This is a genomic window from Alkalibacillus haloalkaliphilus C5, from assembly GCF_000269905.1.
In the GTDB taxonomy this organism is placed as follows: domain Bacteria; phylum Bacillota; class Bacilli; order Bacillales; family Alkalibacillaceae; genus Alkalibacillus; species Alkalibacillus haloalkaliphilus_A.
Genome location: NZ_AKIF01000108.1, coordinates 1 through 10012, shown reverse-complemented (window position 1 = coordinate 10012; position 10012 = coordinate 1). Strand labels below are relative to the sequence as shown.

Annotated in this window: 11 protein-coding genes and 1 pseudogene; 11 read left to right on the top strand and 1 reads right to left on the bottom strand. The window is 40.6% G+C overall.

Annotated elements, in window-relative coordinates; genetic code table 11:
• The first annotated feature begins 478 nt into the window (after positions 1 to 478).
• Positions 479 to 1549, top strand: a complete 1071-nt coding sequence (prfA, locus tag A194_RS0111335) for a peptide chain release factor 1 (protein ID WP_017186961.1) — start codon at positions 479 to 481, stop codon at positions 1547 to 1549.
• A 1-nt stretch (position 1550) separates the two neighbouring features.
• On the top strand, positions 1551 to 2393 hold the full coding sequence (prmC, locus tag A194_RS0111330; protein WP_029425212.1) for a peptide chain release factor N(5)-glutamine methyltransferase: 843 nt from the start codon (positions 1551 to 1553) through the stop codon (positions 2391 to 2393).
• A gap of 36 nt (positions 2394 to 2429) precedes the next feature.
• Here prmC and A194_RS0111325 read toward each other — a convergent pair whose 3' ends face one another.
• Positions 2430 to 2975 carry a GNAT family N-acetyltransferase gene (locus A194_RS0111325; RefSeq protein WP_017186959.1) on the bottom strand — a complete coding sequence of 182 codons (546 nt, stop codon included), beginning with the start codon at positions 2973 to 2975 and terminating at the stop codon, positions 2430 to 2432.
• A 116-nt stretch (positions 2976 to 3091) separates the two neighbouring features.
• On the opposite strand from A194_RS0111325, the gene spoIIR reads away from it, so the two are divergent.
• The 9 genes and pseudogenes from spoIIR (at position 3092) to upp (ending at position 9719) form a co-directional block, all read left to right on the top strand.
• A complete protein-coding gene (spoIIR, locus tag A194_RS0111320; RefSeq protein WP_017186958.1) occupies positions 3092 to 3682 on the top strand; it encodes a stage II sporulation protein R in 591 nt (196 codons plus the stop codon).
• A 65-nt stretch (positions 3683 to 3747) separates the two neighbouring features.
• The gene (locus A194_RS0111315) at positions 3748 to 4170 is read left to right on the top strand and encodes a hypothetical protein (protein ID WP_017186957.1); all 423 of its coding nucleotides are present in this window, start codon (positions 3748 to 3750) and stop codon (positions 4168 to 4170) included.
• A gap of 70 nt (positions 4171 to 4240) precedes the next feature.
• Positions 4241 to 5269 (top strand): L-threonylcarbamoyladenylate synthase, encoded by a 1029-nt coding sequence (locus A194_RS0111310; protein WP_017186956.1) that lies wholly within the window; start codon positions 4241 to 4243, stop codon positions 5267 to 5269.
• An 80-nt stretch (positions 5270 to 5349) separates the two neighbouring features.
• Positions 5350 to 5895, top strand: a complete 546-nt coding sequence (locus tag A194_RS0111305) for a manganese efflux pump MntP (RefSeq protein ID WP_017186955.1) — start codon at positions 5350 to 5352, stop codon at positions 5893 to 5895.
• Between the two features lie 83 nt (positions 5896 to 5978).
• A complete protein-coding gene (locus A194_RS0111300) occupies positions 5979 to 6413 on the top strand; it encodes a low molecular weight protein arginine phosphatase (RefSeq protein ID WP_337442985.1) in 435 nt (144 codons plus the stop codon).
• Complete coding sequence (gene rpiB / locus A194_RS0111295) at positions 6410 to 6850, top strand: ribose 5-phosphate isomerase B (protein ID WP_017186953.1); 441 nt, start codon at positions 6410 to 6412, stop codon at positions 6848 to 6850. Before A194_RS0111300 ends, rpiB begins: the two co-directional genes overlap by 4 nt.
• A 251-nt stretch (positions 6851 to 7101) precedes the next feature.
• Positions 7102 to 7644, top strand: a complete 543-nt coding sequence (locus A194_RS0111290) for a TIGR01440 family protein (RefSeq protein ID WP_017186952.1) — start codon at positions 7102 to 7104, stop codon at positions 7642 to 7644.
• 60 nt (positions 7645 to 7704) lie between these two features.
• Positions 7705 to 8952 carry a serine hydroxymethyltransferase gene (locus A194_RS0111285; RefSeq protein ID WP_017186951.1) on the top strand — a complete coding sequence of 416 codons (1248 nt, stop codon included), beginning with the start codon at positions 7705 to 7707 and terminating at the stop codon, positions 8950 to 8952.
• A gap of 138 nt (positions 8953 to 9090) precedes the next feature.
• Positions 9091 to 9719 (top strand): annotated as a pseudogene (gene upp, locus A194_RS0111280) (uracil phosphoribosyltransferase).
• The last annotated feature ends 293 nt before the right edge of the window (positions 9720 to 10012 follow it).

Below are 10012 nucleotides of genomic sequence, written 5' to 3'. Positions count from 1 at the left end.
AGACCCCAGGGATGCACCTGCGTCTTCTAGCTAAGCTTCGAAGCAGGCTTTCTCGGTGCAAAGCGCAAGGAGGTTACTCGAAGTAGCAGCTTGGCTCACCAGCCGCCCCTGCATAGAAAACACTGCGACAAACGACCGTAGGGAGTTTGAGCAGGTGTTGCACTTGTGCCCTGTGGGTAAAAGCGAAGCATTTTGATGGAGCGGTGATTAAAAGACAAACCCGAGCGAATTCAAATCGTGATTTCGTTCGGGTTTTGTGTAGTTGCGAATAATTTAGATTCAATTTGTTTATTAGATCATCTCAATCAAACGTTTGATTAAACATGCCAAAATTACATAAATCAGCCATATTCTTTCATACTAATTTTAAAGATTTCTCTCAGTAAAAACTTTATAGCCTTGCGACGAAATTTTTTCTCTTTTTATGGTATGATATAATGTGGAGTAATAAACAGAATAGTTAGAGGTGGACGTTAATATGTTCGATAAATTACAAAACCTTGAGGACCGTTACAACCAATTAACCGATTTACTAATGGATCCTGAGGTCATTAATGATTCCAATAAATTACGCGAATACTCAAAAGAACAAGCAGAACTACAAGCAGTAGTTGATAAGTATCGCCGTTATAAAGAGATTACAGAGCAAATTGAAGATGCCAAAGTCATGTTATCAGATGAATCGGACGAAGACATGGTTGAAATGGCTAAAGAAGAATTAGAAGAGCTACAACCTGAAGTTGAAACATTAGAACAAGAAATGAAATTACTACTTATTCCGAAAGACCCGAACGATGATAAAAACGTTATTATGGAGATCCGTGGTGCTGCAGGTGGAGATGAAGCGGCTTTATTCGCAGGAGACTTATACCGTATGTACTCTCGCTATGCAGAAACGCAAGGCTGGAGAATTGAAGTCATTGAATCACATGAAGCAGACGTTGGCGGTTATAAAGAGATCATCTTTATGATTAATGGTAAAGGTGCCTTCTCCCGCTTGAAATACGAAAATGGCGCACACCGTGTACAGCGTGTTCCAGACACTGAGTCAGGTGGCCGTATCCATACATCAACTTCAACGGTTGCCGTTTTACCTGAAGCAGAAGAAGTTGAAATTGATATTAACGAAAAAGACATTCGTGTAGACACATTCGCTTCAAGTGGTCCAGGTGGTCAAAGTGTAAATACAACAATGTCAGCCGTTCGTTTAACACACGAACCAACAGGCGTTGTCGTATCATGTCAGGATGAAAAGTCGCAAATTAAAAACAAAGAAAAAGCGATGAAAGTACTTCGTGCACGTATTTATGAAATGTATCAAAAAGAACAACAAGATGAGTTAGATGAAAACCGTAAATCAGCAGTCGGTACGGGTGACCGTTCTGAACGTATTCGTACTTACAACTACCCACAAAACCGTGTAACAGACCACCGTATTGGCTTAACGATTAATAAGTTAGACCAAATCGTCGAAGGTAAAATCGATGAAATTGTAGAAAACTTAATTATCGAAGAACAAACGGCTAAATTAGAAGAGATCGGTGAATAAAATGGCGAAACGAACAGTAAGGGAAGCCCGCACTTGGGCTTCTTCTTTTTTAAAAGAGCATAATCGTGAAGAACGTGTCGCAGTACTATTGTTACGTTATTTGTTAGGTGTTAACCAAGCCCAATTCCTAGCGATGCAAACCGACTTTGTTGACGCGCACATTGAGCACGAGTTCATTTCTTGGATTAAAGATCACGCTGAATCAGGTAAACCAATTGAGCATTTTACTAACGAAGTCGAGTTTTATGACAGGTCTTTTTATGTAGACGGTCGTGTACTTATTCCGAGGCCAGAGACGGAAGAGTTAATTGTAGCGTTATTAAACGAAGTGAAAAATCCGCAAACGGTTATTGATTTAGGGACAGGAAGTGGCATCATAGCTATTACGTTAAAGAAAGAATGGCCAGAAGCTAAAGTCTATGCGTCTGACCTATCTGAAGAAGCCTTGTCTGTAGCACATATTAACAGTCAAAAGTTAGGTACCGACGTTCAATTTGAAGAAGGTGACTTTTTAAAGCCATTTATTAATGAAGGCGTTACACCAGATGTCGTCGTTTCAAACCCGCCATATATTCCGTATGCCGAACGCGAGCATTTATCTGAAACAGTTTCGTTCCACGACCCAAGCCAAGCCCTTTTTGCAGAAGATGGCGGACTTGCCGCTTATGAAACAATTGTAAGCCAAGTCATGCAGTTACCACAAAAACCTGAGCTAACGGCATTTGAAATTGGATACGATCAAGCTGAAACAGTACCTAACCTAATAAAAAAATATGATACGAATGCACAAGTAAAAGTAATTCAAGACATTAATGGAAAAGACCGGATTGTTTTGTGGAAGTAAAAAGTCCTGGCGTAACTACTGAGCGTCAGGACTTTATTATTCTTCTACCCATTCCTTTTTCAACACCCCATAAACAACATGATCAACATAAACACCATAAATATTTTCAGCAGCACGAATAGTTCCTTCCTCTGTGTATCCCAATCGCTCTGGAACCGCACGACTTTTAATATTTTCTGAAGCAGCACGAATTTCAACCTTATTCATCTTTAAATAGTTAAAAGCGTAATCGGTTAAAGCATTCGCCACTTTCGTTATAATCCCGTTACCTTGATACCCCTCACCTAACCAGTAACCAATATGGGCGATATGATTGGACTGATCTAGTTTGTTGTAGCCAGCAATGCCAACAACTTCGTCTCGGAATACGATGACAGCATGCATTCCACTATTTTCAGTATAACTTTTCTTCGCCATTTTAATAAATCCCATTGTATCTTCAGGTTTTTGTGTGCCATCAACCCAATTAAGCCATTCTCTTAAATAGTCGCGACCTTCATTTGTTAATTGAAATACCACGTCACGATCGCCTTCATCTATAAGTCGCAAATAAAGGTCCTCATCAATGTTATAAGTGAACATACCGCCAACCTCCTAGCCTTTTAAAGTATTCTAACATTTTTTACTAGATTCATGTATAGATAAAGTCTCTCAAGTCAATAATGGGATTAATAGATTAAGAGAAAGGTTTGAGGGGCATGCGTTACATTATTGTTGGTTTATTAGTTGTCGTTATGATTCAAGTATTTTTTACAGAAAGTGTAGCAGAGCAGCAAGACGATTCAGACTATATCGTCATTCCAGATGAAGCGATTCGCCTTCGTATATTAGCTGATTCTAATGATGAAGAAGCCCAGAAGGTGAAAGAACAAGTCCGTGATAAAGTGAACGAACAAATTACGGAATGGGTCGAAGAGTTAACGTCAATTGAAGTTGCAAGAGAAACTATTATTGAAAATCTACCAAAAATAGAAGAAATCGTAGCTGACGTGACAGGTGATGATGACTTTACCGTTGAGTTCGGTGATATTCAATTCCCTGATAAAGTGTACGACCGTTTTGTTTATCCTGGTGGCGAGTATGAAGCGATTTTAATTACGTTAGGATCAGGTGAAGGCGACAATTGGTGGTGTGTCTTGTTTCCGCCGTTATGTTTCGTTGAGTTCGCAGACGGTACAACAGTGTTAGAGCACGATGATGAGGAAGAAGTAGAATTAGAAGAAGAACAAGAAGCAGAAGTTAGCTTTTTTCTATGGGATTGGTTAAAGAAATTGTTAGGAATTTCATAGATTTGTTCATAATCAATCATTTTCCCTCATAGCTTAATAGAGAAAAAGGCTAGGAGGCGAATGTAATGATTAAAGTGGTGCATATGAATGAAGTGTCGGAATTAGAATATGAACAGTTTTTTAAAGAAGGACATGCTAAAGATCAAAAACCGCAGGAAGATTGGGCGAAAGAACACGGTTACTTTTTAGAGCTAGAGGGCCAAAGAATTGGCTATTTCGTCTTATACCCTGTTAAAGGTGGCGTATGGTTAAGGAAGTTACTTATGAAAGAACAAGCGAATCCTGCACTTATTATTATGACATTTGAATGGATTTCAGAATACGCTCAACGTGTCGGTTATGAAAAGTTGTTTGCGCACGTAGATGATCCAAATCGTGAAACGTTATTTGAGATGAATCATTTTAAAGAGTTAGCACAATCGCCATATCCAGAGGCTAATTTAGACGGTAAATGGTATGAAAAACTATTAATTGTTAACGCCGAATAAGTTGTTTGCACTTTTGCTGTTTTCCTTCCATAATAATAGAAGCTAATTCAAGAGTAGAAGGAGAACGGCGATGGAGACGATTTGTTGGAAAGTAGACGAAGATGAACAACTTCAAAATCATCCATATATTATAGAAGCAGCTAAGCAGTTACAGCACGGGAAGACGGTCGCTTTTCCGACTGAAACAGTATACGGCTTAGGTGCTGATGCAACAGATGAACAAGCGGTACAAGCTATTTTTGACGCAAAAGGTAGACCCGCTGATAATCCGTTAATCGTTCACGTCGGAATTCGAGATGTCATTGAGCAACATGTGACGGGTATTTCGATTAAAGCACAGCAATTAATCGATGCTTTTTGGCCAGGGGCTTTAACGATTATTTTACCGTCAAAAGGTGGATTGGCGAATAATGTAACAGCAGGTCTTACGACAGTTGGTTTTAGAATGCCAGATCACCCAGTTGCTTTAGCGTTGTTGCAAGAAGCGGCGATTCCCATTGCTGCACCAAGTGCCAACAGTTCAGGTAAACCAAGCCCGACTTCGCATGAGCACGTTTTACAAGACTTAAACAGTAAAATTCACGGTGTTGTCGACGGTGGACAAACGGGGGTCGGCGTTGAATCGACCGTTATTGATTGTACGTTAGACGTGCCGATGATTTTACGTCCAGGTGGTGTGACTCAAGCAGAAATTGAAGCAGTAATCGGTACAGTCGATCTTGCACCATCATTAGTTAAAGGTGACGATACCCCTCGATCACCTGGTATGAAATATAAACATTATGCTCCTGACTGTCCAATATGGGTCGTTTCAGGCAATAGCCATCATATGCGTGAAGTAATTGAACAGCAACAGTCTGAAGGCAAGCGCGTTGGCTTAATGATCAGTGACGAACGGGCTGAAGAATTAGGTGTAGCAACTGACTTAAGTTTAGGAACTCGCGACAATTTAGGCGAAGTAACAAGACGTTTGTATCATACTTTGCGTAAAGTCGATACATTACAATACGACGTTGTTTTAGCAGAGTCATTTTCAAAAGCAGGAATTGGCGAAGCATTGATGAATCGCCTTGAAAAAGCAGCAACTAAAATTATATAACAGACAATCACGCTCACCTTCTAAAATGATTTGGACATGCATACATTGAAATAGTATGTCCGAGCATAGGAGGAACGAGCGTGATTTCTTTTTACGAAAGCTTAACCCCTTTTATATTGATCGCTTTTGCAATTGGTATGGATGCATTTTCTGTTAGCATGTCTGTAGGATTAATGCGACAACGTTTACGCATGTTAGCTTATTTTATTGGACTAGTTGGCTTATTCCACATTATTATGCCACTTTTCGGTATGGGACTTGGTAACTTTTTATCACATCAACTCGGGGCCATTGCACAGATTATTGGTGGTTGGATGTTAATTATGATTGGTGCCCAAATGGCAATCGCCATATTTTTTGAAAAAAATATGGAAAGGTATGTCGGTTACGCGAGTTTATTTATTCTTGCTTTTACCGTCAGTTTGGACAGCTTTTCTATCGGGATTACGATCGGAATGTTAGGAATCAATTTATTCGTTGTCGTCATTTTGTTTGGTATTATTAGCATGCTTTGTTGCTGGGCTGGTATTATGTTAGCGCAACAAGGCGAACGCTTTTTAGGTCGATATTCAGAGGCGATCGGAGGCGTAGTCTTAATAGGGATTGGAATTCAAATGGTTTGGTAAAACAAATGACAAGATGACAAATATCGAGTAAAATGGAACTAGAGTCGAAGTTAAAGTTGCAGGAGGGAATCTAGTTGCAGCGAGTGTTATTTGTCTGTACAGGAAATACGTGCCGCAGCCCAATGGCAGAAGCGGTATTAAAGCATAAATATCCTCATTTTGATGTACAATCTGCCGGAATGTTTGCAGGTTATGGTCAAAAAGCGAATGACAATGCGAGACAAGCGCTTGAAAATAAAGGCATTTCATGTCATCACACATCTCAACCAGTTACACGCGAGTTGCTTAATTGGGCGGACTTAATTTTAACGATGACAGATGGACATAAACAATCGATCAAACTAGAGTATACGAGCTTTGATGATAAGCTGTTCACGTTAAAAGAATTCGTCGATGATGAAGGCGACTTAGATATTGTTGATCCAATCGGGTTAAGCGTTGAGACATATGAGCATACATTACAAGAAATAGAGAAGTATATTGACCAAATGGTTGAAAAGCAGGAGGGAAATTCATGAGAGTAATTATCGCATCAGACCACGGTGGCATTAATTTACGTAACGAAATTTCATCACTTTTAGAAGAGATGAACATTAACTATGAAAATATCGGTTGTAGTTGTGAAGGATCGGTCGATTACCCAGATTACGGTATTCCAGCAGCTGAACGTGTTGCAGACGGTGAATTTGACTACGGTATTTTAGTTTGCGGAACAGGGATCGGCATGTCGATTTCAGCTAATAAAGTAAAAGGTGTCCGTTGTGCTTTAGTCCATGATGTCTTCAGTGCAAAAGCTACACGCCAACACAATGACGCAAACGTGATCGCACTAGGTGAACGTGTCGTTGGACCAGGATTAGCACGCGAGATCGTGTCAGCTTTCTTGAATGAAGAATATGAAGGCGGGCGTCACGCTAACCGCGTAGCTAAAATTAAAGCATACGAAGAACAATAATGATAATCGAATCGTCGGATGGAAATGTCCGGCGATTTTTTATAGTGCGCTTTTGGAAGATACTGGTTTATCGGCGAAAATCAATATAATCCCGACGAAAAGATCTCATAATTCGGCGAACGCCGGATTCCACCAAGCGCAGATCAATCCCGGATAACTTTTTCAATAGTCAAAGCAGAAAGCATATACCTATATACGTCTTTTTGTTATACTTTAATTAGATGTTTTCCTCGCAAATTGGAGGGGTGATTATGGCATTACAAAAGCTACAACAAGACTTCCAGGCGATTATGACCGATTGGAAGCAATCTAATGCCGTTAAAAGCGGACAAGTAATGGTTGTCGGCTGTTCAACGAGTGAGATTGCAGGTGAAATAATTGGCTCAGCAGGGAGTACAGAAATTGCTGAAGTGTTGCACACACAGTTGAAAGCGTTTCAACAAGAGATGGACGTGCATGTCGCCTATCAATGTTGTGAACATTTAAACCGCGCCATTGTCATGGAGCGAGCGTTACAACAAAAGCTAGGCATAGATGAAGTAAGTGCCGTGCCACACCCAGGTGCAGGAGGGTCTATGGCGGCGTATGCTTATGAAAAAATGGACGCCCCTGTCTTAGTGGAACACATTAAAGCAGACTTAGGCATGGATATTGGCGACACGCTAATTGGCATGCATTTAAAACATGTCGCAGTCCCATTGCGTTTTTCTAAAAAATCACTCGGCGATGCTCACGTAACATTTGCTTACACACGCCCGAAATTAATCGGTGGAAACCGCGCAATCTACCAATAAACTAATAACCTAGTAAACGTGCCATTTGGCTCAATATAAATACATAGGGAGGCTTTACATATGACACATTTGCACAACCAATTAAACGAAGTAGATCCAGAAATGCTAGAAGCGATTAATAAAGAGAAAAATCGCCAACACGACAAAATTGAACTCATAGCTTCTGAAAACTTTGTATCTGAAGCTGTTATGGAAGCGGCAGGCTCTGTTTTAACGAATAAGTACGCTGAAGGTTATCCTTCTCGTCGTTATTACGGCGGTTGTGAGTATGTTGATATTGCAGAAGACTTAGCTCGCGACCGTGCGAAAGAATTATTTGGGGCAGACCATGCAAACGTACAGCCTCACTCAGGTGCGCAAGCGAATATGGCTGTATACTTCGCTGCCCTTAAGCCAGGCGACACGATTTTAGGCATGAACTTAAACCACGGCGGCCACTTAACACACGGTAGCCCAGTGAACTTCAGTGGTAAGCTATACAACGTTGTTGATTACGGTGTTGATGAAAACTCTGAAACGATCGACTACGATGCTGTTTTAGCAAAAGCTAAAGAAGTTGAACCGAAAATGATCGTCGCTGGTGCATCAGCATATCCTCGCGAAATTGATTTTAAAAAGTTCCGCGAAATTGCTGATGAAGTAGGCGCGTACCTTTTAGTTGATATGGCGCATATTGCAGGTTTAGTTGCTGCTGGCTTACATCAAAACCCAGTACCATACGCGCATTTTGTAACGACAACAACACATAAAACGTTACGCGGCCCGCGCGGTGGCTTGATTTTATGCCAAGAAGAATTTAAGAAAAAGATCGACAGTAACGTGTTCCCAGGCATGCAAGGTGGTCCACTAATGCATGTGATCGCAGCAAAAGGTGTAGCGTTTAAAGAAGCGTTAGACTCGTCATTTAAAGACTATTCTCAAAAAGTAATCGACAACGCTAAGCGTCTTGGTGAATCGTTGAAAAAAGAAGGCATTCGTTTAGTATCTGATGGAACAGACAACCATCTATTATTACTAGACGTTCGTCCATTAAATTTAACAGGAAAAGTAGCAGAAGCGGCACTTGACGAAGTCGGTGTCACAACGAATAAAAACACGATTCCATTTGATCCTGAAAGCCCGTTTGTCACAAGTGGTGTTCGGATCGGTACAGCAGCTGTTACGACACGTGGTTTTGGCGACAAAGAAATGGATGAAATTGCATCAATCATTGCTTTTACATTAAACAATCATGAAGACGAAGCAAAACTAGAAGAAGCTAAAGCACGCATTCAAGCGTTAGCTGACAAATTCCCAATGTATAAGTAATATAAAAAGTGGTGAGTCAAATCACCACTTTTTGTGTGCTTACATTTAAATAATTTAGCTTATATTAAAAATATAAGTTGCATATAGCGACAGTTTTCGCTACAATTCAAGAGATATTTTAAAAAGGAGCTGTTCGTTTTGGGTAAAGTTTACGTATTTGATCATCCTCTAATTCAACACAAAATCACATACATTCGTGACAAAAATACGGGTACAAAAGCATTCCGTGAGCTCGTCGATGAAGTATCAGCCTTAATGATGTTTGAAATTACACGCGAGTTACCACTAGAAGAAGTTGAAGTAGATACACCAGTCGCTACAGCAAAATCAAAAGTCCTAGCAGGTAAAAAGCTAGGAATCATCCCAATCCTACGTGCTGGATTAGGTATGGTTGACGGCATCGTCGATTTAGTTCCAGCAGCAAAAATTGGCCACGTTGGACTTTACCGCGACCCAGAAACGTTAAAGCCAGTCGAATACTACATCAAGTTACCATCTGACATTCATGAACGTGAATTAATCGTGACAGACCCAATGCTAGCAACAGGTGGTTCAGCGATCGAAGCAATCCACTCATTGAAAAAACGCGGCGCAACTCACATTAGCCTCATGTGCTTAATCGCAGCACCAGAAGGCGTTGAAGCTGTACAAGAAGCACACCCTGACATCGACATTTACGTCGCAGGCTTAGATGAAAAATTAAACGAAAAAGGTTACATCATTCCAGGCCTAGGCGACGCAGGAGACCGCTATTTGGAACGAAGTAATTACTTAGACAAGCAGTAGCCATGAGCTGCTGCTTTTTATTTTTGGGGCGGGTAATTGTCGGACGAGGCCTCATAAATGTCGGACGACGCATCATAATTGCCGAACAACCCCCAAGTTCTCTCTCACCCACACGCATTGTTTTCCTTTTTTTGTATAAACTAATTTAAATCGGAGGGATTCACATGCGTCTAATTATTTCACTCACATTTTTCATAATGCTCTTCACTCAAACTGCTATTCAAACCCACGCCGACTCAGACGTTTGGATAGTCGAACTTGATGAAGAGCCAGA

Excerpts from the sequence above, each read along its gene's own strand:
- prfA (WP_017186961.1), top strand. The coding sequence starts at position 479 with ATGTTCGATAAATTACAAAACCTTGAGGACCGTTACAACCAATTAACC.
- prmC (WP_029425212.1), top strand. The coding sequence starts at position 1,551 with ATGGCGAAACGAACAGTAAGGGAAGCCCGCACTTGGGCTTCTTCTTTT.
- A194_RS0111325 (WP_017186959.1), bottom strand. The coding sequence starts at position 2,975 with ATGTTCACTTATAACATTGATGAGGACCTTTATTTGCGACTTATAGAT.
- spoIIR (WP_017186958.1), top strand. The coding sequence starts at position 3,092 with ATGCGTTACATTATTGTTGGTTTATTAGTTGTCGTTATGATTCAAGTA.
- A194_RS0111315 (WP_017186957.1), top strand. The coding sequence starts at position 3,748 with ATGATTAAAGTGGTGCATATGAATGAAGTGTCGGAATTAGAATATGAA.
- A194_RS0111310 (WP_017186956.1), top strand. The coding sequence starts at position 4,241 with ATGGAGACGATTTGTTGGAAAGTAGACGAAGATGAACAACTTCAAAAT.
- rpiB (WP_017186953.1), top strand. The coding sequence starts at position 6,410 with ATGAGAGTAATTATCGCATCAGACCACGGTGGCATTAATTTACGTAAC.
- A194_RS0111290 (WP_017186952.1), top strand. The coding sequence starts at position 7,102 with ATGGCATTACAAAAGCTACAACAAGACTTCCAGGCGATTATGACCGAT.
- A194_RS0111285 (WP_017186951.1), top strand. The coding sequence starts at position 7,705 with ATGACACATTTGCACAACCAATTAAACGAAGTAGATCCAGAAATGCTA.